19 protein-coding genes are annotated in these 25,832 nt (G+C 59.3%); 4 read left to right on the top strand and 15 right to left on the bottom strand.

From position 1 onward, the window contains the following. Nucleotides 1-180: 180 nt before the first annotated feature. The 9 genes from GYN08_RS07505 to GYN08_RS07545 all read right to left on the bottom strand — a co-directional run bounded on the left by GYN08_RS07505 (nucleotide 181) and on the right by GYN08_RS07545 (nucleotide 13,694). Complete coding sequence (locus GYN08_RS07505) at nucleotides 181-1,638, bottom strand: N-acetylmuramoyl-L-alanine amidase family protein (protein ID WP_166273569.1); 1,458 nt, start codon at nucleotides 1,636-1,638, stop codon at nucleotides 181-183. 258 nt (nucleotides 1,639-1,896) lie between these two features. Beyond that, complete coding sequence (locus tag GYN08_RS07510; RefSeq protein ID WP_166273570.1) at nucleotides 1,897-3,618, bottom strand: alpha-keto acid decarboxylase family protein; 1,722 nt, start codon at nucleotides 3,616-3,618, stop codon at nucleotides 1,897-1,899. A 213-nt stretch (nucleotides 3,619-3,831) separates the two neighbouring features. After that, a complete protein-coding gene (locus tag GYN08_RS07515) occupies nucleotides 3,832-8,949 on the bottom strand; it encodes a DUF4132 domain-containing protein (protein ID WP_235945988.1) in 5,118 nt (1,705 codons plus the stop codon). 78 nt (nucleotides 8,950-9,027) lie between these two features. Continuing rightward, on the bottom strand, nucleotides 9,028-9,450 hold the full coding sequence (locus tag GYN08_RS07520) for a hypothetical protein (protein ID WP_166273571.1): 423 nt from the start codon (nucleotides 9,448-9,450) through the stop codon (nucleotides 9,028-9,030). Nucleotides 9,451-9,677: 227 nt separating this feature from the next. Then, on the bottom strand, nucleotides 9,678-10,985 hold the full coding sequence (locus GYN08_RS07525; RefSeq protein WP_166273572.1) for an acyl-CoA dehydrogenase family protein: 1,308 nt from the start codon (nucleotides 10,983-10,985) through the stop codon (nucleotides 9,678-9,680). A 231-nt stretch (nucleotides 10,986-11,216) separates the two neighbouring features. Further along, a complete protein-coding gene (locus GYN08_RS07530; protein WP_166273573.1) occupies nucleotides 11,217-12,104 on the bottom strand; it encodes a radical SAM/SPASM domain-containing protein in 888 nt (295 codons plus the stop codon). 81 nt (nucleotides 12,105-12,185) lie between these two features. After that, complete coding sequence (locus GYN08_RS07535) at nucleotides 12,186-12,554, bottom strand: Asp23/Gls24 family envelope stress response protein (protein ID WP_166273574.1); 369 nt, start codon at nucleotides 12,552-12,554, stop codon at nucleotides 12,186-12,188. Nucleotides 12,555-13,185: 631 nt separating this feature from the next. Further along, nucleotides 13,186-13,359, bottom strand: coding sequence for a helix-turn-helix domain-containing protein (locus GYN08_RS07540; protein ID WP_235945990.1), 174 nt, complete (start codon nucleotides 13,357-13,359; stop codon nucleotides 13,186-13,188). Then, complete coding sequence (locus tag GYN08_RS07545) at nucleotides 13,356-13,694, bottom strand: sigma-70 family RNA polymerase sigma factor (protein WP_166273576.1); 339 nt, start codon at nucleotides 13,692-13,694, stop codon at nucleotides 13,356-13,358. The genes GYN08_RS07540 and GYN08_RS07545 overlap by 4 nt, the downstream gene beginning before the upstream one ends. A gap of 251 nt (nucleotides 13,695-13,945) precedes the next feature. On the opposite strand from GYN08_RS07545, the gene GYN08_RS07550 reads away from it, so the two are divergent. Next, nucleotides 13,946-15,736 (top strand): DUF4127 family protein, encoded by a 1,791-nt coding sequence (locus GYN08_RS07550; RefSeq protein ID WP_166273577.1) that lies wholly within the window; start codon nucleotides 13,946-13,948, stop codon nucleotides 15,734-15,736. A 227-nt stretch (nucleotides 15,737-15,963) separates the two neighbouring features. Further along, nucleotides 15,964-16,452 (top strand): hypothetical protein, encoded by a 489-nt coding sequence (locus GYN08_RS07555; RefSeq protein ID WP_166273578.1) that lies wholly within the window; start codon nucleotides 15,964-15,966, stop codon nucleotides 16,450-16,452. A gap of 48 nt (nucleotides 16,453-16,500) precedes the next feature. On the opposite strand, the gene GYN08_RS07560 is transcribed toward GYN08_RS07555, so the two are convergent. From GYN08_RS07560 to aroD, 5 genes are all read right to left on the bottom strand, one after another. Continuing rightward, nucleotides 16,501-19,050, bottom strand: a complete 2,550-nt coding sequence (locus GYN08_RS07560) for a metallophosphoesterase (protein WP_235946072.1) — start codon at nucleotides 19,048-19,050, stop codon at nucleotides 16,501-16,503. A 76-nt stretch (nucleotides 19,051-19,126) separates the two neighbouring features. Next, nucleotides 19,127-20,443, bottom strand: a complete 1,317-nt coding sequence (locus tag GYN08_RS07565) for a class I SAM-dependent methyltransferase (RefSeq protein WP_166273580.1) — start codon at nucleotides 20,441-20,443, stop codon at nucleotides 19,127-19,129. A 6-nt stretch (nucleotides 20,444-20,449) separates the two neighbouring features. After that, nucleotides 20,450-21,244: a nucleotidyltransferase domain-containing protein gene (locus tag GYN08_RS07570; protein WP_166273581.1), complete on the bottom strand. Its 795-nt coding sequence runs from the start codon at nucleotides 21,242-21,244 to the stop codon at nucleotides 20,450-20,452. Nucleotides 21,245-21,509: 265 nt separating this feature from the next. After that, nucleotides 21,510-22,100, bottom strand: a complete 591-nt coding sequence (locus tag GYN08_RS07575) for a hypothetical protein (RefSeq protein ID WP_235945993.1) — start codon at nucleotides 22,098-22,100, stop codon at nucleotides 21,510-21,512. 689 nt (nucleotides 22,101-22,789) lie between these two features. Further along, the gene (gene aroD, locus GYN08_RS07580; RefSeq protein ID WP_166273582.1) at nucleotides 22,790-23,548 is read right to left on the bottom strand and encodes a type I 3-dehydroquinate dehydratase; all 759 of its coding nucleotides are present in this window, start codon (nucleotides 23,546-23,548) and stop codon (nucleotides 22,790-22,792) included. A gap of 466 nt (nucleotides 23,549-24,014) precedes the next feature. Between aroD and GYN08_RS07585 the strand changes: the two genes are divergently transcribed. Together GYN08_RS07585 and GYN08_RS07590 are read left to right on the top strand one after the other, a co-directional pair. Beyond that, nucleotides 24,015-24,215, top strand: a complete 201-nt coding sequence (locus GYN08_RS07585) for a helix-turn-helix transcriptional regulator (RefSeq protein ID WP_166273583.1) — start codon at nucleotides 24,015-24,017, stop codon at nucleotides 24,213-24,215. Between the two features lie 3 nt (nucleotides 24,216-24,218). Then, nucleotides 24,219-24,608, top strand: coding sequence for a hypothetical protein (locus tag GYN08_RS07590; protein WP_166273584.1), 390 nt, complete (start codon nucleotides 24,219-24,221; stop codon nucleotides 24,606-24,608). Between the two features lie 148 nt (nucleotides 24,609-24,756). Here GYN08_RS07590 and GYN08_RS07595 read toward each other — a convergent pair whose 3' ends face one another. Next, on the bottom strand, nucleotides 24,757-25,647 hold the full coding sequence (locus GYN08_RS07595) for a L,D-transpeptidase family protein (RefSeq protein ID WP_166273585.1): 891 nt from the start codon (nucleotides 25,645-25,647) through the stop codon (nucleotides 24,757-24,759). Nucleotides 25,648-25,832 lie beyond the last annotated feature (185 nt).

Below are 25,832 nucleotides of genomic sequence, written 5' to 3' on the forward strand. Positions count from 1 at the left end.
AATCGAGAAAATCCCATCAAAATTTAATCCTTTTTCTCGATTTCAACACGCGACCTACAGCCTTTCGAAGAAAGGCACTTCGTAAGCATACGCTAACGAATTTTTCTCGGAGTCTGCTCGCTTCCCGCGTCTACGTGACTTTTTCGACAGCCTGGGCCTTCCCGAAGGAAGGCCCTTTTTTTACAATCCTAAATACTCCACGATACCCGCTGCGATCGCTTCGGCCACTCGGTTCTGCCAAGCCGGATCCGTAATCTTCTCCACGTCCCCGCCGGCGTACAGGAAGCCCGTTTCGACCAACGCGGTCGGCAGGTTCGACTCCCGGTCGACGTGCAGATTCTGATATCTCGCTTTGCGGTCCGGCAGTCCGGTCGCTTTGATGAGATGCTTGTGAATCGTCTCCGCCAGCTTTTTGCTCTCCGGTTTCGTGTACAGCGTTTCCGTGCCGCTCGTCGGTTTGGTCCCTTTCGTCATGCTGTTCGCATGAATCGAAACCATGATGTCGGCGTTCAAGTTCTCGGCGATGTCCACGCGTCCCTGCAGCGAAACGTCGGTATCGTCGCTGCGGGTCATGACGACGTCCAGCCCCGCCACCTGTTTCAGAAGCGCCTCCACTTTGAGCGCCATGTCGAGATTGACGTCTTTCTCCATCAACGTCGGACCGCCGGTATAAATGGCTCCGGTCGCTTTCCCGCCGTGTCCCGGGTCGAGCACGACGATCTTCTTGCCGTTGTCTCCTACGCCCGGCGTCTGGGTTCCTCCCGCGTTGTTCAAATCGATAAAGATCAGGCTGCCTTCCCGATACAATTGATAGCCTGTCTTCTTGCTCAGGTCGAGGACGATCCGTACCCGCATCGGCGAATCGTCATTCAGCGCGAAACGAATTCCCGTCACGCCGGGCGCTCCGTTCGCCGCGATCGTCCCCTGCTGTCCCTTCAACAGTCCTTGGCCTTCGGCGAACAGCGGGCTGAACGACGTGTCCGGAAGATCGACGACGATCCGGTTCGGCGAATCTATCGCCGAGACTTTGGGCTCCACGCTGCCGCTCACGCCGATCATCAGCCGGTTATCGCTGAAGCTGATCTGTTCGACCGCCGCGGATGTCGGCTGCCCCGCGCTCGGCACTTCCGCCGGCGGATCGACGTCATCGTTCGGTCCCTTCGTTCCGGGCTCTTCGAGCATGGGCGGCGATTCCAGGTAAACGGTCTTGCCCGCTCCGTCCCACTTGACCGTAAGCCCCATCTCCGTTCCGACGAAGCGCAGCGGCACATAGGTCGTGTTCCCCTGCGAAAAAGGAGCCTGCTCGAGCGTAACCGTTCCTTCGGGCGCTGCCGCGGAGCGGCTGCCGAGCGTCAGCGTGATCCGGTCCCCCGAAGGACCGACCGTGACCTGTTTGCTGCTTGAATTCCAGCCGACCGCGTAACCGAGTTCTTCGGAAATGACCCGGATCGGCACCATGGTCGTCCCTTTCACGGTCAATACGTCTCTGGCACCGGTCACTTCCCTGTCATTGAGCACGATCTTCGTCGCCGAAGCCGCCTGGCTCACCTGCACCGACAGGAAAAACACCGCCGCCAAAGCAAAAATCGCCGCAATCCAGACTTTTCCGAATGCCGTCCGCCCCGCTTTTTTCATCATGCTTCTTCCACCCCGTATCTCTCCTTCTCCCAAAAATATTGAACGCGCCGCAAAAAGCGCATCGTAGATATAGACGCCCGGGCGAAAGCTAAAGTTTCACTGCGGAGACTTGTTTTCTTTTGATTTTACGCACAAAAAAAGAAGCGGCGCCGGTTCCTTTCGGTAACCGGGCACCGCTTCTTTTATGACGCGGCGCGGACGCCGGGCCTCCGTTCTCTCCGCTCCTGCCGGAAAAGCCGCTTCACGCGCGCGCTTCGGTCATTTTTTGCCGCCGCTCTCCTGCTTCTCCATTTCCTCGCTCATCCGTTTCAAGTACTCCGGCGCGTCCATGTCGTCCGGCACCATCATCTCGATCAGGCACAGCTTGTCCGAACGCTGCAGCTCGGAATCGTGGAACGCCCGCGCCAGTTCGCCGATCGTTCTCACCCGCTGCGCGTAGGCGCCGCCGCCGAACGCTTCGACCAGCTTCACGTAATTCCAACCCGGAATTTCGTTATAAGGCTGGTCTTCGACCGGCACCCGGAAGTTCAAGTATTTCTCGATCGTATACCCGCCGTTGTTCAGAACGAAGACGATCGGCTTGCAGCCGTATTCCATCATCGAACTGAGCTCCTGCGCCGTCAGCTGCAGGGAGCCGTCGCCGGTGAAGAGCAGCACCCGCCGTCTCGGGGCGGCCATGCAGGCGCCGAGCGCCGCCGGCGTCGCGTAACCGATGCTCTGCCAGCCGCCCTGCGCGATATAGGTCGCTCCCTGCGGCAGATGCGTCTGTCCGAGGCCATAGGCAAAAGTACCTGTCTCCGCGACGATAATGTCCCCCGGCTGCAGCAGCCGCTGAATCAGCGGATAGTAGTCTTTCGCCGCCAGAGGAAGGCTTCCGTCAAGCTGCGTACCGCTGTTGTACGGGCGATCGGCGCCCGGAATCGGCTGTTCGCCCGTCAAGCCGAGGCCGGCCAATTCGCGCAGCATATCCGCTCCCAAAATATCCGTGTATTCCTGACCGCCGACGCTGACGGACTCCGGCTGCACGATAATCATTTTTTTGGGATTCAGATTGGCCGTCTCGCTCGCCAGATTGATGTCCGACGGCACGAATCCGGCCACGATCAGGCAGTCGGCGCTTTCCACGATCTCCCGAACTTTTTGACTGCCGAAAGCTCCGCCGTACATGCCGATATGGTTAGGATGGCTTTCGTCGAATCCTCCTTTGCCCATCGCCGTCGAAGCGGCCGGGATCTGCAGCTTTTCCGCCACTTCGCGCACAAGCGGTTCCCATTTCCAGCTTTTCACTTTGGCATCGCTGAGCAGAACGACCTTCTTCGCCGGTTTGAGCATCTTCCGCGCGTGCTTCGAGGCCGACTTCAGCGACGATTCATTCGTTTTCCGCATTTCCGGCTTCGGCGTCTTGATCGAAATCGGCTGCTGCACCAGATCGATGGCGACCGAGAGGTAGACGGGCTTTTTCAACCGCTTGGCGATCGAGATCGCCTTCGGGATTTCCGCCATCGCATTGTCGGGCGTCAGCACGGCCGTATAGGCCGAGATCGGCTCGTATACCCGCCGGAACGCGTCGTAATCGCCGTCCATCAGCGTGTGGTGCATCAGCTTATGCTGTTTCTGCTTTTCCGATTTCGGCGAACCGACGATGTGCACGATCGGCACGTTTTCGCTGTAAGCTCCGGCGATCGCGTTGACCGCGCTCAGTTCTCCGACGCCGAACGTCGTAATGAGCGCCGCCAGTCCTTTGACGCGCGCGTAACCGTCGGCGGCGTAGCCTCCGTTCAGCTCGTTGCGGGTCGGAACCGCCTTGATCCCTTCGTATTCCTCCAACGTGTCGAACAGCGTGAAGTTGTAGTCGCCCGGCACCCCGAACACTTCCGTGACGCCTTCTTTTCGCAAACAATCGAACAGATAGGTTCCCAGAGTCGGTTTGCCTTTCCCCTGCGTGTTCGAACGGACTTTTCCCATAATCGTTTTGGCCATTCCGGCACACTCCTTCCGTGATCGCGTGCTGCCTGCCGGCTTCCGCCGAACAGGTCAACCCCTAACTATGATTACCCCGGAAGCGGGGCGACAGGTCAGCTATTTTCGAAAAAGGCGGCTCTTTCCCCGAACGCCGGGCGAAAAACGCCGCTGCGGCCGCCGACGAAGTACGACGGGAGCGCGAGTCTTCGGCCAAGCTTTTCGTTTCGGCGTTCAGCCCCGGATCTGCGCCAAAATCTGCGGGTCTTTGATCTTCGCGTCCTCGGCCAGCAGCACGATCTTCGACAGAATCTCCGCCGTGCGCGGATCTTCGTCCAGGAACGGCAGGAACAGTCGACCGCGCTGACCGGCATGGACGGGAATGATATTGAGCGCGCCCGTCGCCTGCTTGTACGCCGCGCCGCTGCCCAGATGTACGGCGTATTCGCCCAGTTCTCCCGCAACACGCGCATAATTTCCGTCCAGACGGACGTTTTCTTTGCCGAGCAGATCCAGCGCTTCGCGCACGATGGCCGTCCGCAGCTCGATCGTGGTCAGGCTCGCCTCCGGATCGACGCCGCCGACATGAGCCGTGCTGACCACCAGATCGACGTCGCGCATAATTTCGGAGAACAATACCGGAGGCACGTCTTCGAGCTTCAGCGGCTTGCGCGTGCGGCGGTCGGAGAACTCGATCGTTTCCAGCGCCGGCGCTTCGATATCGGCCGGCGAGAACCAATCCGCCATCGCATACAAGGTCGCGATCACGTTATGTTCGTAGTCGACCTTCTGCAGTCCCTCCTCGTAGCTGACCGTCCAGCCGCGTCCGCGCAGCAGCGCGACCGTCTTGCTCGGCTGCACTTGATGTCCCGCGTAGCGCGACGACGACGCGCCCGCCGCTTTCTCGTCCGCGTTCGGGACATACAGCTCCCGGAAGATCTGCTTGAACGGCTGCTTCGGCGCTTCGAAGCGGCCCGTCGATTCGGCATGCAGGCTGCGGTCGATAAAATCGCGCTGATACACATGCCACTGCCCGCTGCCGTTCAGATCGACCGGATGCGCGATAACCAGCTCCGCGTCTTCGGCCAGCCGCATGCCTTGACGGGTCTCGATGTCCGTCAGCGAACGTTCGTCTTCCCGGAAATAACCGAGCACCGGCTTCTCCGACGCTGCGCCGACGAGCTTGAACACGAGATGATCCAGCAGCGGCGAGACCACCGGGTTGCCGTGAAGCTTGACCAGCTCGGATACCCGGAAGATCGCTCCGTGCTCCATCGAATGCTCCAATTCGCGGACAAAGCGTCGGTGCTGGTCGGTCAGCTCGCTTTTGATTTCTTTGAGCCGTACGATATGTTCGTTTTTGTTCAGACGGGACGGCACGGATTTCAGCTTCTTGCCGCCTTTGGTCACTTCGATGTCCGGCATGCCGCCAGCAGCGATTGCCAATGCAACCTCTACATCCTCGATCTTGCTCGGCCGCGTGTAGATGACCAGCTCGTCCATCTTGCCCGCTTCCATGTCCCACTGCATCCGCGTGGCATCCGCGTAACCTGCGCCGCGCGCCAGGTTGCCGAGCGCGATCCGAACGGCCGCCCCTTCGCTGGCTCTGCGCTGCGCGCCGAATTTCCGGCTCTCCTGCAGGAACTTCTGGAGGAAATCGTAACGATCGCGCAGATCCTGCTCGCGATTTTTGCCGAGCGGGATCAGGCTGTACGCCAGCAGTCGATCTTTGCCGCGCTTGCTTTCGAGCTGCCTGCGCGTATCTTCGAGCTTCAGCTTGCCGAGCACCGCGTCCGCGAACAGCTGCGAACGACGGTGATTGGAGCCTCCGGAAATATATTTGGCGCAGTCGTACAGCAGCTTGAAGCGCTTCTCGCCGATCGTCCGGTACGATTCTTCGAACCATTGCACGTCGAACGCGCCGTCGTTGAACTCCTGCGGCGTGATCGGCGAATAATGCGCGACGACCGTTTCTTTTTCCGCCGAGAAGCTCTCGTTGATATGCGCGTGGAAATACCAGGCGGCGCTGCGCAGTCCCGGCCAATCCAGATGTTCGGCCATGATGTCGATCCACTGCGGCGCGTACATCGCGGCTTCCAGCAGGCGCTGCTCCGAGATGCCGGTTCCTTTCAGCTTCTCTGCCAGTTTGGCTGCGTTATCGTCTTTGGCCGGATAACAGGCGCGCAGCAGATGGCTCAGCGACTCCTCCTTCGTCTGATTGTCACTGTAGCTGTAGATGAACCCCCGGACGAACGTCTCCCCGCCCAGGCTGATCAGGATGCGGATAAACGTATCCAGACCCTCGATGCGCTGAAGAACCATCGTAAGCGGAGTCGCTTCGGTCGCCAGATCGCCCCGGGCCAGCTCGATCTCGAGCAGCCGATCGATCATTCGTTTCAGGATCGTCTGCAGCTGTTCGCTTTGTTTCAATTCTTCCGGCGGATTCGCGGTCAGTTGGCGAAGCGCATAACCTCGGCGGCTGCCAAGAACGGCTTTATAGACCTCGTTGTCGCCGATCCAGCCTTCGCTATGCGCTTTGAGCAAAAGGCGGATATCGATCGAAGATCCGTCATCTTCGCCCAGCTTCTTCCGGGCTTCGTCATAACGCACGTTGAGCGGCAGATAACGGCGCACGGACGCATTGTCGTGGATCCGTCCGCGCAGGACGGGCAGCCAGGTATTGGCGAGCACCAGCCAGACCGGCCGTTCGTTGTCTGGAGCATCCGCGGGAACCTCGGCCAGCAGCCGCTCCATCGCCGAAGCCGCGGCCTCGAAGGCGGGCTGCGGATCGCTGTCCGTGTAGAAGACGTTGATCAGCGTGCATACCGCGTCTTCGTAGCGGCACTTGCCTAGCAGCTTCCAGAGCGGGCGGAGATACTCCAGCGGGTACAGATTCGCGACACACTGTCCTCTCCAACCGTCGAGCAGCCGCATGCGCCCCCTCTTCTGATAATCGTAATGATCCGAGAACTCGTGATAATGATCGTCCAGCGTTCCCGCAAGATCTCTGGTCTGTACGATCAGATAGAGCTGGAGCAGCTGCAGCGCATCCAATCCGCTGTTTTCGACATACGCCCTCCATTTCTCCGCCAGCGGGTACCGATCCAATTCCGGTTCGCGGCGGCACCCGTCATCCAGAACAAGGGATACCCAGTCCGTCGACCGATAAGCCATCACCCGAAAATCCGTCCCGACCAGCGCCTGCTGCTTGGCGCCGGCGTAATAGGAATATTCGTATTCGTAATCGCGGAATTCGTGCACCAGCTCGTCCAAGCCGCGGATAAAACCCTCCGCCTGCTTCGGATCGAGCGAGAAGAACTTTTGGAAGTCCAGCGGTTCTTCGGTCGATTCCAGCAGCCAAGGCTCTACCGCGTTCAGATCGCATAATCCGAAACCTTTGGCCGCCGAGTATTCGCTGCGCCGCTCCGGCGTCTCCAGCTTCTTGAGCAGCTGCTCTTCCTTCGGCGTCGGCTTCTCCACCTTGCCCGCAAGCGGACGCAGCGCTTCGTAGTCCGCCGAACGTTCTTCGTTCGAGGACAGCTCCGTCAGCAGTTCCAGTCCGGCCAGACGCTGAAGCTCCGCCTTCGCACCCAGCAGCCGTTCCAGCGAGCCGGCCAAGGCTTCGCAAGGCTGTTCGAGCAGCAGCGCGATCGCGCCCTGCCGCAGCGTTCCCGTCTTGAGCTTAAGCAGCCCTTCGACCCGCCGCATCTCGTCATCCGACAGCGTTAAGCCTTTCGCCCGCTTGAGCGCCGTTTCACGGTTGCGCATATTTTTGTCCGCCAGCATCTCGAACACGAAGTTCCGTTGTTCCTCGGCCTCCAAATGCTTCAAGAAAAATTTCAGCAGATCATGGCGGCCGTCCCGACTCATTCGTCCGGACAGAGCGATCAGCCGCGCCGTCCATTCGCGGTCCATGTCGAACGCGGTCAGATACATCATCTTGCGCAGCACGTCTGCCGGGTCATAGCGGTAAGACAGGAAATCGAGCGCGCCCGACGTACCTTTGATCGGCTTGGCGGGACCGTTCTCGAGCAGCTTCGTCCATGCCTCGAACTGTCGGCGCCGCTCCTCCTTGTCTTCCAGCCCGGGAGCCGGGCGAAAATTCAGCCTCCGCTGAGGATCGTCCTTCATCCAGGCCGTGTCTTCGTCAACTTCGTGTTCCGCCGTCCACTTCGCTTCGTAATCGTATGTATAATTGCTCAGCATCCAATACAGCAGTTCGGGATCGCGTTCTTCGCCATGCAGCAGATCGAGCGCCGAAGCGTACTTCAGCTCTTCCCGCCGGCTCATGGACAGCACATACTGCGCGGCTACTTTACGGTAATGCTCGCCGTCCTCCATGATTCGCTTCACCTGGGAAGGGAGTTCGTTCTCCTCGATCATCGCCTGGGCGAACAGGGCGACGTACACCTCCTGCCCGTTGCGGGAATCCAGCCACTCCGCCCGAAGCGCCGCGTCGGAGAGCGCCGCATGCGTCTTTTCCAGCATTTTCGACACGACCCGCTCCTCGGACGCTTCCAGCGGCAGCCCCGACCAGACCGCGGCCGCGCGGACGACAGAAGCGTAGCGGACGAACCCCTGATCCAGAATCAGCTTCAGCAGGTATGCGAAAGCTTCCGGCGTCCCGAAATCCATGCTCTCGACGATCGACTGCCGAAGCCCTTCCTGCAGCCTGGCCGCGATCAGCAGCTTCCCGACCAGCTCGTGCATGTCCGGACGATGGCTCATCAGCATGCCGGAGATCATCTCGCGGCTGAGCAGAGCCGTCTGATTCTCGCCCAGAATGATCTCGCGCAGCGCGGATTCGGTCCGCTCGTCGCCCTCGTCGAGGCGCTGCGCGATCAGGTCCGGCAGCACCCGGCTGCTTCGGTAGAACGACCGGGTCCGGCTGTTCGAATATTCCGGCAGGCTCAGGTAATCTTCCAGCGAAAAATCCGACGCCCGCATCCACAGCAGCCCCGAAATTTTGGTCAGGACGGATACCAGATGCGCGGAAAGGTCCGAAGTGCGGAACGGACGCCGCATGTATCCGGCGGAATACGGATATTCCGCCGCAAGCTCGATCGCCCGGGATACGCGGCCCGATACCTCTTCTCCCGCCAGCAGGAAAACGACGTACTCCAGCGGCTCCAGCATCGTATCCGGTTCGTCCTGCGCCCTTTCTTCCAACAGAGCGCGGATTTGCCGCACCGGCTCGTGGCGCTCGTCGACATAGCCCTCCTCGACAATATCCAGCAGCAGGCCGGCAATCTCCGCTTCCCTGCCTTCGAGCTCGCGCGCCCTATTTTTCAGCGCTTCGAAATAGCGTTCCTCCCGCTCTTTCCGCATCCGTTGATCCTGATCCTCGTTCATTCTGCATAAGCCTCCTTTATCGCTTGTCATGCCTTTTCTCGATCGCCCGCCGTTCCGTTTCCCGCCGCCGGAGCTTCCTTACCTTCTCCAGAGTCCGCCGGCCAGCATCGTAAACCGCATAAAGACGATTTCGTCGCCGTCTACCAGCGTCAGCGGAACGTCAAGCCCCGTTACTTCCTCCTGGCGCACGAACACCCGATATAACCCGTCCTCGAATCCGAGCAGGGCAGCCGACGTCGCACCTTCCGCGTCGGGCGCGCTGTCGCCGTAAACGCTGCCGAAGCCCACTTTTCCGGCGCTCGCTCCGGTATCGATGTGTTTCTCCGTCAAATAAGGCAGCAGATCGCCTCCGATGCGTTTGTCTTCGTACTCGCTTATCATCAGGTCAACCGTCTGTTCGATCAGCTCGCGCAGCGTTCGCGGCATGCCCGGCAGATCCAATTCCCGTCCCGCGATACCGCGTCTGCGGCCGGGACTTTTCACCATTGCGGTCAGCTTCATCTCGATTCCTCCTCACCGTTCGTTCCATGAACCTTTCCGAAAAGCGAATAAACGTTCCTATATGACTTGAAGTTTATTTTACCAGAATCCGGAACGCAAAAAAACCCGCCGCGGGAGCGGACGGGTTATCGTCGTAAAGTCCCCGGCATCCGGCGCCGGTGCGTAAAAAACCCTGCCTTAAGGCCGAGTTCGCGCAAACCGGCTCCGCACCTCCGGAGACCGACCTCTTATTCTTCCAACGCCGTGCGCGCCAGCGTCTGCAGCACCGCGTCTTCCATCGGCGGATTGTGCAGGCCGGCCCGCACGTCGCGGTAATAACGCTCCAACGGCACGCTTCTGGACAAGCTGGAACCGCCGACGATCTTCATCGCCTTGTCGACGACCTGCGCGGCAAGATGGGTCGCGTTGTATTTGACCCACCCGAACTCGGGACGCATGGAAGCCCGCTCTTCAGGCAGGCGGTCCCAGCGGTCCGCGATATCGTACAGCGCCGTGCGCGCCAGACGCAGCTCGCTCTCGATCTGGCCGATCCACTGCCGGATATGCGGCAGCGTCGCGATCGGCTCCTTCAAGCTGTTCGGCGTATAGTTCTTCGCGAAGTTCAGCGCGTAATCCCGCGCCGCATGCGCGATGCCCAGATAGCAGGCCGGAATATGCAGCAGCCAGCCGTCGCCGTCGTCGATTCCGCCTTTGGGCTGTCCCGGCGCGTAAATGCCCATGACCTGTTCGTCCGGCACGAAGACGTTATCCAGAACGATATCGTGGCTGCCGGTCGCCCGCATGCCGAGCGTGTCCCAGGTTTCTTCGAGCGTGACGCCTGCCGCCGCCCGCAGCTCCGCCGCGCGGCGCTGCGAAGCTTCCGCGCGGCGGGCGATGTCCGCCGGCGCGGGCAGGATCGCTCCGCCCCGCGCGAACGGAGAAGCCGCCGCGGCCCCGGATTCCTCTCCGAGACGGCCGAGCCGGATAACGAAATCGCCGACTTCCGGCGAATTCTCGATCCCCGCGCTGACGATGTAATCGGTCAGCAGCGGGCTGAGCGTGCTGTACGTCTTGCGCCCGCTCAGCTTCCAGCCGCCGTCGACGCGCACCGCGGTCGTCTGCGGACGTCCTCCGCGCGTCGGACTGCCGGTCGCGCGCTCGCTCGCGAACTTATTGATCATCGCGCCGGAAGCGACGACGTCCCGGCAGAAAGCCGAGTAACTCGGCTCCGGCCAGATGTCCGTCTCTCGGTAATGCAGCATCATGCCGCCGTGCCAGCCCGCGCTGAGCGCGGTCGAACCGTCTCCGCGAGCGATGCGCTCCTGCACGAGCAGCCATTCGTACAGCGACAGCCCGTCTCCTCCCTGTTCTTCGCTCAGCGTCAGCTTGGCGTAGCCGGCCGCTTTCAATTCTTCGAAATTATCGAACGGGAACGAACCTTCCCGGTCGTGCTCCGCCGCACGTTCCGCAAACCGTTCCGCCAGCGCGTCCGCCCAGACCGCCAGCCGTTCCTCGCGTTCGTTTCTCACGAAAACGTCGATCGCTTTTTGTCTCATGCCGTTCATCCCTTTCGCGGGCCGTCCGGACGTCTCGAGCGGCTTCGCCCGGACCGCGCCCTGCCTGTTCATGTCTTCCTTTCATTATAGAGAAAAAAAGCATGCAAAAGCAAAGCGGCCGACTCGGATTTATGTATCGAAATCTCCGAACCGCCGCTTATCGCCTTGAATTATAGCGTTTTTTTATATTGTAGTCCGTCAAGGCGCAACCCGATTTCCCGCGCCGCGAACTCAGGCCCCGAACCGCTTCCGGTATCCGCATTTGCGGCACAGCTCCTCCACCGCTTCGCGGCGGGAAAAGCCGTAGACGATGTCGTTGGCCCGCTTGCTCTCGACGATCTCCGAAAACTCCTGCTCCAGCACGTTGCCCAGATTGATGACGCCTTCCCCGTCCAGGCAGCACGGCACGACCGTGCCGTCGACGAGAATCGCCGCGTGGCTGCGCAGCGCATGGCAGAAGCCTTTGCCGTCGTCTTCCGGCGCGCTAAGGCTCGGCCATTGGAATTCGTGGTCCTGGTTCAGGTAGACGTTGTTCGACACCTTCAGTCCTTTGCCCCGCTCAAACTTCTCTTCGATCCGGTAGTCCAGGCCGTATTCGCGCTCGATCAGCTCCAGCGTCTCCCGGTTGCGGCTGCGGGCGACGTTGGTCATATTGTCTTCGGTCAAGTTCCACAGGCGGAACGAGAAGACGACCTTGTTCGACACTTCATGCTCCGACGCGTCGCGCACGAAAGTCAAAATATCGGCCAGATAACCGTTGCGGTCCGTCGAACCGGCATGGCCGTCGAAGCTGTGCAGCGAAAAGTTCATCTGGCGCAGCGCCGGCTTGCCCAGCAGCTTATGCCGGTTTTTCTCGATCAGCGTGCCGTTCGTCGTAATATTCACCTTGAAACCGCGCTCGTGCGCCGCGTCCAGCAGCAGGTCGATCTTCGGATGCAGCAGCGGCTCGCCTTTGACATGCAGATAGATATGGTTCGTGTGCGGATCGATCTTGTCCAGAATCTGCTCGAACGTCTCGGGCTTGATGAACTTCGCCTGACGCGCCGTCGGCGGGCAGAAGTGGCAGGACAGATTGCACACGCTCGTAATTTCGATATAGACTTTTTTGAATGTTTTCAAGAATTGACGCTCCATTTCCGGGTGTGGGTTCTGTGTCTATTATGTGTCCCCGCCGGAAAAAGCTCAACCCCGAAAAGCCTCTCAGACGGAAAAAGCGCCGCCGCGGTCGATTCTCGGTCCGCTCAAGCCTTCCACCGCGACGTTGACCGCCCGGACCGGCAGGCCGGCCAGCTTCTCGACGCTCGCCTGCACGTTCTCCCGCAGCCGGCGGCAGACTTCCTGAATGCGTTCGCCGAACCGCACGTCGATGCGCAGCTCGATCTCGAGTCCCGCGTCGCTCATGCGCAGCACGATCCGCCCGCTTCGGCCCGCCGCGCGCAGCCGATCCTGCAGAGCCGCGGAATCGCCGGACAGCGCGATGCCTTCCGTCTCCGCGACCGCTCCGGCCACGATTTTTTGCAGCGCCTTCTCGGCGACTCTGATGCTTCCGTATCCCGTTTCGATGTTCATCGCGAATCCCCCTTAAAATGGATGTGCAGTCTTTCCCCTCTGTCCACACAGACGTCATCCGGCGCCTTGGTCCCTGCAGGCGCAGGGAAGGCTTGCCGGCATACGGCTTTCCATAAGGAACCTTCTGTCATCGGAAACTTCCCGTCATTAAAGCTCTTTTATAAGTATGAACGAATCGATCGCGATTTTGTCGCGGCTTGTTCGCGTTTTTCATTAAAATCTCCAAATTCATGACATACGAAAAAGGGACCGACGTCTCTTCCGGCCGACTCGCGCACGCCGCGCCGAAGCGCCGACCTGCCGCCGTCCGATCCCGTTCGGCCGGCGAACTGCGATTCCGCTGCCGTTCCAGTCAAAGCCGGGCGGCGGCGGTTTGCGAAATAACTGCAAAAAAGCACTTATTTCTCTACAAAACACCTTTTCGCAGAAAATAGCTGCAGGAGAGCAGCTATTTGTCCGTTTGCCCCTCTTTTGGCACTCTTTTTTGCAAAATAGCTGCTCTGGCGCAGTTATTTTCGATCGGCAGGCTTCAAACGCATAAATAACTGCTTATACGCAGCTATTTATTGGTCTGCTGAACATTCGGCCCGGCCGTTCGCGCAAAAAGCAGGCGGTGCTCCGAGCAGTTCGTTCACCGCCGTTCGCCCAGCACAAGTCCGATCAGTTCCGTCCGCAGCGTCTGCTTGGCGTCTTCGCGTTCCATCCGCATGCGGCGGCTGAGCCGTTCGATATCGGGTTCCAGCAGTTCGACCACTTTGCGCAGCGCTTCGGAATCGCCGGAGCGCGAACGTTCCAGCAGACTCATAAATCGAGCGTCCGGCGAAGATGCTCCAGCGATTTGCGTTTCCATTTGCTCACCCCCTGCTGGCTGATCCGCAATTCGGCCGCGGCGGCCGCCTCCGTCTTCCCTTCCGCATACAGCGCCCGCATCACTTTCCTCCCATTGTCAAAAGGAATCAGCTCCAAATATTCGCGCATCGCGCATTCCGCCTCGAATTCCCCGGGATCGGCCTGTTCGTTTTCCCGGCCGGAATCGCTCCAGGCGATCTCCCGGGCGGCTTTTTTACGCTGATAATAACGTTCCCGCCAAGCCGCGCGTTCCAATTCCCGTCGATAGTAGCCGATTGTGTTTTCTTCCACCGCATTCACCCCTCGCACCCAAAATAGGAACACTTGTTCGATACGATTATAATATAACTGTTGCCTTTTGGATAGAACCATTTGTCTCGTTTCTTCTTTGCACAACGTTTCCGGCGTCTCCGCGTACACGGTTAGAGGGGATTTTTTTATACATATTTTTTTCGAGAGGCGGTTGTAAAAAGAGCTTCTATTCCTCCTCCCTAAGTGAAGACCGGAATTTCAGACCAAATCGAACCGAAGGAGCGATCCCCATGAAAAAAGTAGCGTACATTCCGCTGGACGACCGTCCGGCCAATCTCGACGACGTCATTGTGCAGGGCAAAGCCGCAGGACTGGAAGTGCTGACGCCGGACCGCGCCGTCATCCGCAACCGGATGGACGATACCGCAGAGGTGGAAGGCACGGAAGTGGTCGGCACGAGCGGCGCCGTATACGGCAGCACGGAAGGCGTGCGGCAGTTTCTGCAAAGCCGCGCGGCCGAAGCCGACGGCTTCATTATCTCGATCGACATGCTCGTATACGGCGGGCTGATCGGCAGCCGCCGGCTGCGGGAAGACGGAGGCGGCGAGTATCCCGCTTACGACGAGGCCGCGACGGCTCTGCTGGATACGGTCGCCGGGCTGAAGCGCCGGTATCCGGACAAGCCGGTGTTCCTGCTCGATACGGTGATGCGGCTCGCGACCACGACGATGGCCGAAGGACTGAGCATCGAGACGTACAACGAATCCCGGGCGCTCATGATGAAGCCCCGCGCGGAGCGGACGGAATTCGACGAAATCCTGAACGGGTACGATCTGCAGCCGGACGGTACGCCTTACGAAGACACGGTTCATTTCGACAAGACGCTCTATTACAACGCCCGCCGGCATAAGTTCAAGACGAACCGCTTCGTGCTGGAAGCGCTGGTTCGGGACGCCGGCGCGGACTTCGCCGCCTTCGGCGTCGACGACGCTTCGACGCAGGGCGTGCAGGCGAACGAAATTCATTGGATCGAAGCCCGGATCGACGAGATGCTCGGCGGCAGCGGCGGGCAGAATCCGGATCGAGCCGTAATTCTGCCGGATGCGGACGGATTGGGACACGCGCTGATGGCCCGCATGGCGGCGCGCCTGCACGCGAACGCCCAGCCGGTCAAGCCGGCGGTCGCCGTCCGCTACTTCGGACGGGACGGATCGGAGATCGTCAATGCGTACGAATATATGGACGTGCATACCAACATTTTGCGGCATATCGACATCGCCGGCGGAACTTACAGCGGAGACGGCCGTTCGCCGGCCGCTTCCGAAACGGATGCCGCCGCGTTCGAACTCGAACTAGTGGCGCTGACGAGCGAAGACGCCGTCGACGGCGCCGTCGCGCATCTGGAAGCCAACCGCGCGGCGAATAGACCGACGCTGGTCGTCGACTTTACGCGCGGCGGTTCGTCCGGCGCGGTCGTCACGCCGAAGCTGCTGAATACTCCGGCGACGGGCAGCCTGCTGGGCTACAGCGGCTGGAACACCGCCGGCAACAAGATCGGCATCTCGCTCGGCATGGCGCTGTCGCGTTTCTTTTTCCTCAAAAAAGAAACGCAGGAACGGCAGCTCGGCCCCGCGCTCGACGCGCACGGATCGCTGCTGTTCAAGCGCTTCCTGAAAGACTATTCGTACAAAACGCTGGAAATCGGCGTTATCCGGACGGAATCCCGCGCCCGCACGCCGTACACGAACGTGACGGCCGACCAGAACATGCGCATCTTCAACACGCCGGAAGATTACGAGTATCTCACGCAGCTGCTGCGCGCCGACATGCAGACGCGCACGAACGAGCTGGCCGCCATGCCGGCGTTCGGCATCGGCGGCAGGACGCCGGCCTGCGCCATCCGCCGCTTCGGCGTTCCGCAGGGCGAGCCCGGTCCGAACGCCCGCGACTGGCGCTTCGCTCAGTATGCCGGCGTCGTGCTGCCGCAAGACGACCCGGACTTCATCTGGTGGCGCGCGTTCGAGATCTCGCTGAATCCGGAGATCGATCTGGAGCGGACTTCGCAGGGAGCCTGCCGATAAGGTAAGCCGAAGCTGCGGCCCGCATACACCTCGCAGCTCTTCCAACCGCCAAAAAAAGAAGCCCGGTCGCGTGCGTTCGGCACGATCGGGCTTCTTTTTGTTTCCTTCCTCGATTTATTCCTTCCTTTAGCGCGACTGAAGCCGTAACCTTTCGGGCATGCTAATCGTCCTTTTCATCAAAAGAGATATTTCATTACAGAAAGCACTTCATTGAAAGGAGGCACCCCATGAAGAAAATCGTTTTTGCCCTCGGCATCGTCTTGCTGGCTGTCGGCTCTTTGGCAGCCTGCCGGCCCGAATCCGATGTCGACAGCCCCCCCGAGGTTCAAAGCGCAAATACGGAAGCCGTCCCCGCCAAAAGCGAGGCCCGGATCGATCCCGGGGTTCATGTCGATTGGGATGCGGTGGACAGTCCCTTGTGGAATCCGGGGATCGAAACCAAATTAAAAGCCGTCCTGGACGCCGTGATCCGAAAAGACGCCAAGACATTAAACGAAGAAGTCAAACCGGATTCCCCGGGAGCTTTCGATTACATGCTGGAGGACGAGTACGATTTCCGAAAAGTTACGGATGTCCGGGCAGAGAGAAACCGCGTGCTCGTGCAGGTCGACCATGACGTGCTGATGGCCGGCAGCGATTCCGTGCAGAACGGCGGATATTATTACTACTTCGAGCAGGACGAAAACGGACAGTGGCAGCTGCTGGCGATCGATTGACGGTCCCGAGCGAGCCCTTCCCTCACACGATTTAACGGCATCATGCGGTTACAGCCGCGGATCGATCTCCTTCTCTCCCGCCACCTCGAACAGCAGGTCGGAAGCCGTTTCGCGGTATTCCGCGTGTTCGGGCGAGATGTCGTCGATCGGTACCGCCAGCATGCGCAGGCCGAGCTTATGCTCGTCGACCGAAGTGCGCAGCTTGCGCTGAATGCTTTTCTGCTTGAGCAGCTTGCCGTACTTATGCGGAAAACGATAATCGTAGCCGTACACGATGCTCAGGTATTCGGGATTGCGCACTTTCATGTTCGGCGCCGCGCCGTCCTTCGGAAGCTCCGGCTTGATCACGACGCCTTCCATGCCCTGCTCCGACGTCAGCGTCTCGAAAAAGGCGGCCGCCCGTTCGTACGCGCCTTCTTCTTCCAAATTCAGCTGCAGCTGCGCGTCGTCCGACAGCAATCCGTACAGCTCCGACTGCTTCCGGGTCAGCCCGGGCTGTTCTTCGCGCCCGTCCTCATAGACGATCTTCAGCAGACCGAACGGCTTGTATTCGGCTTCGCCTTCGCCGGCGTAGAGATCGAGCTGCCGATCGTAGACGGCATACGCTTCCTCGTGAGCGGCCAGAGGCATTCTCGCCTGCCGGATCTGGTGCACGTATTTGAAGTTCTGGTAAGCGCCGTTTCCGTACTTTTCGCTCAGCTTGCCCTTCGGCATATGAATGCGGTCGCGGTCGAAGCCGCTTGCGTCGTATTGTTCCGTCAGGCGGTCCAGCGCCTGCTCGAAGCCGTGTTTCCGCAGGAAGCCCAGCTCGCTCTTCAGCGCCGCGCCGATCGGCCGGAACTGCCGCTCGATCAAGCCTTCTCCGAGCGTATGCCACGGCATCAGCTCGCCGTCCAGAATCAGGATTCGGATGCCCTGCTGCTCCATATAGCCGCCGAAGCGTTCCAGCAGGCGAGCGTAGATCGCCGTCAGATCGGTCCCCTTGATCTTGTAGCCGCCCCGGCTGACGGCGAAGCTCTCCTCCGCGCCGCGGTGCAGATAGACGTTGCAGCGCGAGCCCATGTATTTGGGCTGGAGCACGACTTCGCGGACGCCGTGTCCCCGGAAGTAATCGAGCCCGCGCCGCAGCGATTCCAGCTCGCCGGCGCGCAGGTCCTTATCCGCCGGCGGCATGGTGCCGGAGACGAAATTGATCTTCCGGCGCGAAATATAGCGCAGACGGCGCAGATCGTCTTCGCTGAGTTCGCGCGGACGAATGCGGCGTTCCTGAGGGAACAGCGTCTCCAGCTCTTCGGCGATACCGGCGGAAGGCGACTTATGCGCCTTGAAAAACGGCTTGTAACCCATGCTGACCGACGTCAGCAGATTGCCGTACACCGCGCCCGTATCGAGGTGCAGCTTGTTGCGCAGCCGGAACGCCCGCTTGGCGGCGACGTGGCCGAACAGATGATACGGATGATTCCCGACCGCTTCGAGCGGCAGGAACGACAGCTGCTCTTCCTTCGGAAGGTCCGGGCGCAGCCGGAATGTCCGCTGATGCCGCTGCGCCGCCGCGTCCAACTTGCCGATATATTTCCGTTCGCACGGCGCGTGGGTGACGTAGAAGGAAGGCTGTCCTTCGCCGACGCCGATCCGCCGGCAGAACGGAAGCGACGCCTCGACCAGCTCGTCGAATTTGGCGCGCAGCGCCTCGTCTTCCCTCAGCGCCGGAATCGAATCGAAGTAGTTGTCCAGCAGCTCGCGATCCACGCCGTCCACTTCCCCGCGCAGATATTTGTACACGAAGTTCTCGTGATTGCCTTTGACGAACAGGAAACGATCCCGGTTCAAGTACAGAAATTCGACCGTTTCCTTCGTCCGCTTGCCCTTGTCGATCCAGTCGCCGGCGAGGATGAACGTCGTATTCGCCGGCTTTTCGGGCAGCAGCCGATCCTCTTCCAGGCTGCATCCGTAATCGAGCAGCAGTCCTCGCAGCGCGTCCACGCTTTCGTGCACGTCGCCGATCACGACGTAATTCCGGCCGCCCGGGAGAATGCAGTCCATGTACTCCCGGCGGTTCTCCACCACGACGGAATAGGCGGTCGGTTCGTATCCGCCGAAATCTTTCGCGCGAATCCGGTGCACGGCGTCATACCCTTCTCTCGCCAGCACGGGCAGCACGTCTTTTTTGAGCCGGCCGATATGGTTCGAGATCAGCCGCTTCGAGCGCTCCGAGGCATAATAGTCGCCCCGTCTGCGATAATCGAATACGACCGCTTCCACACGGTAATGGTTGTCTCTGGCGACCTCGCGCACTTTTTGCCGAAAGTCTTCCGCCAGTCCCGTCGTATCGACGATGACGAATTCCGCGTTGATCGGAAAGCTCGTCGCCAGCCGCAGCCGTTCGAACAGCAATCGGAACGCCTGCTCGCTCGATTCCAGCATGACCGAGTCGTATTTGTCGTACTCGTATCCGAGAATCTCCTGCCGGATGACGTCGGAAGACAGCAGCTGCACGTTGCCGCGCAGTCCGCGCTCCTCGTCCTCCATCCGCAGCGCGGGGATCAGCACCCGGTTCGCGAACGTCGTTTTCCCGCATTCCGTCGGTCCCACCAGCATGAGAATCGTATGGACTTTCGTCCGGATTTCCGGCGTTTGGGCCGGCGCGGTTTGTCCTTCATCCTTCTTTTCCTTGTTATGGCTCCATTCCGTCATGCGCGGCTCCTCCTGTTCCCGTCAAAGCGTATCGGTCTTTCGCGATAAACCGGACCCCCTGCGTCGTCGCGGTGCCGTTTACCCGGTCGCCGATCTCCAGCCATTGCGTGTCCAATCCCCGTACTTCGGCCAGCGCCGAGATCCATGCCCGGAACTCGCGCCGCCCCATTTCCCAGTCGTGATCTTCATGCCGCAGCCCTTCCAATTCGTAGTAAGCGTTGAAGTCGGCATTCGGGGTCGTGATGACGAAACGCTCGAAGTCGACGTCGTCCAGCACGCGCCGCACCAGCGACGCCGCCTCTTCTTTGCCCATATGCTCGACCACTTCCGTCAAAATGACGTCTACCCGCTCGCCGCCGTAGCTTTCCAAAAAATGCTCCAGCGACGAAAAAGGAATCAGGTTTTCGAGCTCTTTGCGCTGCGCCTTGGACGCGGTCTGCGCCAGCGCTTCCTCGTTCACGTCGACCGCGTAATAGCCGTGATCGTCCTTGATCCGTTCCGCATACGGAACGGCGTAAAAACCTTCTCCGCAGCCGATGTCCAGGATCGATTTGTCGAATGCCAGCAGCTCCGTAATCGCGCTGCGCCGCTGATAGGCCGTGCCGCCGAAATCGAACCGGATCTCGCAGCGGTCCGTCCGCTCCAGCTCGCCGGCATATTTGCGGAACCGGGCGCGCGAATTCAGGAAATTGCGGACGAACAAGCTCCGAATGTAGAACGGCGCGTCGATGATATTCACGCTGCGGATGTATTTTTCCAGCACGGCGTCGGTAAGGTCCAGAAATTCTTTGCCGAACATCGACAAGAACAGGAACAGCACGCTTGCCGCATGCAGCAGCACATACAGATTGCGGTCCGTCGTCATTTTGAGCGAATAGCTTTTGTGCGCAAGATGCTCCAATTCGAACGAGATATCCGGCAGATGTTTGGCGAAAAAGTCGATGTAGCGGTCGCGCTCCACATGGATCATGTTCACGAACAGCGTATGCGTATGTCCTGCGGTATCGCGTTCGTCGGGCTTGAGCGGATGCGAGAAAAACTCGTTGATCGCGCCAAGCGGAAACAGCGGCGTATTGTAGCGGGACACGTTCAAATATTCGAATTCCTCCTGCTCGCTGCGTTTGTAGGAAACTTCGTTGTCCGCGTCTTTGAAGTACACGTTGAACGTCCGCGGATCGCTGTACCAGCCGTAAGCCAGTCCTTTGCGGACGGGACGGATCAGCATGCCGGTCTCGGGATTTTTGCGGATCAGAAAAGTGAAATCGGGATGCGTCGAGCTCAGTTGAATGATGGCCATGATCGTTTACCGCTCCTCCCAGGCCGACCGCAGCACGGACCGAAACAGCGGATCGAGCCGGTCGTCGACCGGTTCGCCGGAACTTGCCATCTGCGCGGCTGCATGTTCGAAATAAGAAATTTGGTTTTCCAAATATTGATTAACAACCTCGATACGAGGTTCTTCTTTCAGCTCGATGCCGGATTTTTTGCGTTCCAGCAGCCTGTCGACGGCCGTTCGCAGCTCGCCGGGCGGCAGCAGTTCTTTGAGCGTATCGAACGCCATCGGAGGCATTTCGCCGAACCGTTCGATCCACGCGCACGCCAGCAGCGGACGCAGCACGTAGAAGTATTTTTTGCTTTTCACGTATTCGCCCTGCAGGTAGTCCCGGTAATTGCCGCGCGCCATGTGCAGGTAATGGAAGGTACAGGCTTTGGGCGAAAAAGCGGGCCCGCCCAGCGAACGGATTTCGTCCGCCGCTTCCGTCCGCTCCACGTACACGATGGGCGACTGCATCCATTCCAGCAGCGGCGGATTGCTTTTGCGGAACAGCCGCAGCGCTTTGCGCAGATCCCAGCCGCTGACGTCGAGCAGATCGTCGATCGGGCGCTCGATCACGTCGCGGCGGTCGAATACGGACAAGTACCAGTCGGGTTCGTGCACGTACAGGAAGCGCACGTCGTAATCGCTGTCTCGCGAAGGGAACCCCCATGCCCGGCTGCCGGACTCGCAGGCGTACAGGATGCGGACGTTCTCTTCGTGTTCGATGCGGGCAAGTTCTTGCCGGATGCGGGTACGCATGGCGGAATCGATTAGGGTCATGGTCGTTCTCCTCCTTCTGCTGGATCTTATGACGGATGTCCTGACGGATCTCTTTGCCGTTGATCGGATGCTTTTTATTGTGGAGGAAAAGGAAGCCGGCCGGAAGGGCGAAAGTATGGCGATCTTCGCGGCTCCTGCGTTCGCCAGGCGCTGCGCCGCGCACGCAAAAAAGCTCCGAACCGCTTGGCGGTTCGGAGCTTCGGCTCCGGCGAATGAAGGTTCCGGAGAGTGGGGGTTACGCTGTGAAAAGTCGCCGAAGATTCGCTTACTCGGCTTTGACGGCCGTTTCGCCGGTAACTTTCGCGCCGTCTTCCAGCTTGAAAGCGTCCAGCTGTTCCTGCGTCGAGAAGTACAGGTTGCCGTCGACCGTGCCGTCGACCACTTGGAATCCGTTGGCGGTCACGTAGACGTCTCCCTTGAACGTGCCGCCTTGAATGCGGGCATTTTCGCTGTTGACGGTCATTTTAGGAGCCGTCAGCGTGTAGCGTGCCGTTACGTTGCGGTCCGCATCCTGCGAATACAGGGCGATTTTGCGCGCAGGCTCGCCTTTATTTTCGAATTGTCCGTCGAGGACCAGATCTTGATCGATCGTCATGTCGTTCAGCACGGCGATAATCCATGTGCCTTTGGCGCTGATCGCGTTCAGGAACGCGTCTTGATCGTTTACGATGGAAGGGCTTGTCTGCGCATCCGTCTTTTCGGCTGCCGCAGGCGTTTCCGTTTTCGCAGGCGCTTCGGTTGCCGCCGGATTCTGTTCGCCTTCGGTCGTCGCCGTCGTCGCATCGTTATTGCCGCATCCTGCCAGCAATGCGAATCCCAGTACCAATCCCAAACCTGCTGCTGCTTTGTTCATCATTATGTCTCCCCTTATGCATATTTTCTCTTTACTTTGTTCAATCTATCACAAAGCTATAGAAAGGAATGTAATATTATTCACAAAGTTTTATCTATTTTTTGAGCAATTCAAATTTACCGAACAAAGGCCGGAGTCGGACGCGGTATTCCTTGTTCATGATCTTGTCCTCCGGCAGCCTGGGTACAGTCAAAGGCAACAGTGTGGATACGCATAAAAGGACTATGCAGACGATCCCGGCGAAGCTTCCAAAATTGACCGCAAAGTCCAAGTCATCTTCTTCCTTTTGAGGATCGGCGGTCGGAAATGCCAGGACCTGAAAGCCTGAACAGCAGACAAACCAATAGCCAAACCAACGATCGGATCATCGAATCTTAAATTAAGTGCATATAAGCAGTTATTTAACAAAAATCGATCGCGAAAAAGAAAATAGATGCACCGGAGCAGCTATTTTACAAAAAATCGCCGAGAAACGCACGGAATCTGCCAAATAAGTGCTTATACGCAGCTATTTGTTCCCAAAACGCAAAAAAAGCGAAAATAAGTGTCGTGGCGTACTTATTTTCGCCTTTTCGTTGGCTGCGGTCGTACGCGGGGGACAGGCACAGCCGCCGCGCCGAATGTCGCGCTTCTTTGCGGATTTCCTTCCGGCCGCTCCCCGGAGCTCCACGGCCTTCGCTTCTCCGCCGGTCTTACCCGCCGTACAGCGCGTTCAAGATGCCGCGCAGCTCAGACGCGGCAAGCTGCCCCGGCGCGGAAGCCTGCTTCGCCGCGCCGAACGTCAGCGCGGAGCCGAACGTGCCGCCGGCGACGCGGCTGATCGCGCCGGTCCGGTCCATCGACATGGTGATGACCGGACCGAGGCCTTCCGAGCTCGCGATGTAGGTCGCTTCAAGCAGCGCCAGCACGTCGCCGGGATCTCGCGGCATGACCGCGAGCTTCGGCACGTCGGCGCCCAGTTCGCGCGCCCGGCGCAGGCGCGCCGTCAGTTCCTCCTTCGGAGGGGTCTTGTCGAAGTCGTGGTTCGACACGATCGAGACGACGCCCAGACGGCAGGCTTCGGCCGTCAAATCGCGAACCGCCTCGTCTCCGGCAAACAGCTCGATGTCGACGGCATCGGCATGACCGGAAGCCGCGGCTTCCCGGTTCAGACGGATATAATCGTCCGTCGGCAGTTCCCGCTGTCCGCCTTCGCGGGCGCTGCGGAACGTAAAGATCAGCGGGATGTTCCCCAGCAGGCCTCGCAGCTCCGCCAGTACTTCCCGTACCGTACCGATCGAATCGACCGCTTCGAAGAAATCGACCCTCCATTCCGCGAAATCCAGGTCGATCGTTCGCAGCATCGCAGCCTCTTCGCGAAGATCTTCCCGTGTTCGCCCTGTCAGCGACACGCAAATTTTCGGCGCGCCCTCTCCCAGGCGTACGCCTCTCACTTCCACTATCCCGTTCATTCCGTTCTTCTCCCTTCGCCGGCTGCCCGGTATCTCGTTCTTCTACGGTAACGCATATCCGCGTTAATTACCAGAGACACGCGAACAGAATCGGCTGCCGCAGCAGGCGAAGCCCGGCTTCGTCGGTCTTCCGAACGATACCGGTCTTCCGAACGATACCGGTCTTCCGAACGGCACCGGGATTCCGAACGGCACCGAGATTCCGAAAGCACCGGGGTCCCGGTTCGAGCCGACAGAGACGCTCCGCGTAACGGAGACACCGTTCTTCGCCGCTTCCGCCGGGCAGTTCCGCGCATTCCGCGCATTCCGCGCTTCGCCTCCCATCCGTCTTTACAAAATTACGCCTTTTCGCTACAATCAAAGTGTAAAACATTCTTGACACCCATCTTAAATGTCGAAGGAGCCGGCAACCCCGGGATCAGTCTTTATGCTCCTGCGCCCACTCTCTGCAGAAAGCGGTCATGCCATGCAAAACCGAATCAAAGAATACCGCGAACGTCTCGGTCTGTCCCAGGGCCGGCTCGCCGAACTGTGCGACGTCAGCCGCCAGACGATTAATGCTATCGAAAACGACAAATACGATCCGAGCCTTCAGCTTGCTTTCGATCTCGCGCGCATTTTGGGGCTCACCATGGAACAGTGCTTCATACCGGAAAGGAAGGGATGAACCGTGAAGACCAAAAAAATTCTGGGCTGGATCTCCGGCTCCGCCACTCTGATCGTAATCGGCTACACGCTGTACAAAATGGCAAACGGGCAGCAAATCGGAAGCAGCGAGATTTACGCGATCGGCATTACTCTGTCGATGTTCTTCTCCGCGATCGCTTGGGGACACAAGGGCGAGGACGACGGCGTCCGGCAGGACGAAGAACTGGGGCGGCGCATTTCGGAACGAAGCGGAATGATCGGCTATTACGTTCTGCTGGTCCTGCTGTTCCTGTCGGTGATAGGAGAGCGATATTTATACGATGTCCAATCGCCTTGGCTGCTGATTCTGCTGGCGGTCGGCATCTTCCTGCATCCGATGATCGAATTTTTGCAGACGCGGAAATATCGTTGAATGCGCCGCGGCCCGGTCGCTTCGTCGCCCGATTCTTTTCCGTTCTCTTTCTGGCCAACGGCAAAAAGCGCCTCTCCCCGAAGGGAGAGGCGCTTTTCCGCGTTCGGCGCTGCGGACCGAGGATTTCGGCCGCCCGAAACGTTCATGCTTATTTCGGCGCGATCAGGGACACGACGTTTTCTTTGCCGTACCACTTGACCGTATAGCCGGACAGCTTCGATACGTCGCGCAGCGGAATGTACAGCTTGTTGCCGACGAAGCGGGAAGCGGTCATGTTCACGGACTTGCCGTTGACTTTGGCCGTGCCGCTTTTCGCCTTATGGACGATCGTTTTGCTGCCGACTTTGGACGTTACGGTCATCGTTTTGGCGTTCCAGTTGACCGTGCCGCCGAGCATTTCGAAGCCTTCGCGCAGCGGCATGTACAGGCGGGAATCGATGTTCATGATTTCGTCGTCCATCGTCTTGAGCTTGCCGTTCACGAACACGCTGCCGGTGAATTCGCCGCTGCCGTTCAGCGAGTAGCCGTTGTTGGCCGCGATCTGCTCAAAGCTCAGGCTCGACGACGTGATGACCGCATAAGTCCCTTTGTCGACCTGATCGAACAGCCAGCGAATGTCTTTGTTATGCATCCGAATGCAGCCGGCGCTGACATATTTGCCGATCGAATTCTCGTTGTTGTTGCCGTGGACCGCGTAAGTCGTGCCGTACGTGCTGCCGACTTCGAGGCCGAGCCAACGGTCTCCCAGCGGATTCGTCGGATCGCCGCCCGGAATGTTGTCTTTGTAATAAGGGCGGTTTTTGATTTTGTTGACGATCTTGAATTTGCCTTCGGGGGTCAAGTCTTTCGTTTTGCCGGTTGCGACCGGGAAAGTCGAATTCAGCTTCCCGTTATCGAAAAAGGCCAATTGGTTCGTCTTTTTGTTGATGATGAGCAGCTGATCGCCGCCTGCCGCCTGCGCGGCTCCCGCGAACGAAAAACTTCCGACGAACAAGGCCAGCAAAGTCAGCGCCGTCATCCATTTTCTCAAATTTTTCATGTGAGGTATCCCCTTCCTGTTGCGTCGTGCATTCAGCACCGTGTAAATCGGACGCTTCTTTATCATTAGACGTCGGCGGGGCGAGATAAGTTGCACAAATCGACAATATTTGACTTATCCGCTGCCGCATCGAAAGCGCCGCCGTTTTATTTTACCCTAAACTAAACCGCTTGCTATTGTTTTGC

Origin of the sequence: Saccharibacillus alkalitolerans (assembly GCF_011090185.1) — a bacterium.
Classification (GTDB): domain Bacteria; phylum Bacillota; class Bacilli; order Paenibacillales; family Paenibacillaceae; genus Saccharibacillus; species Saccharibacillus alkalitolerans.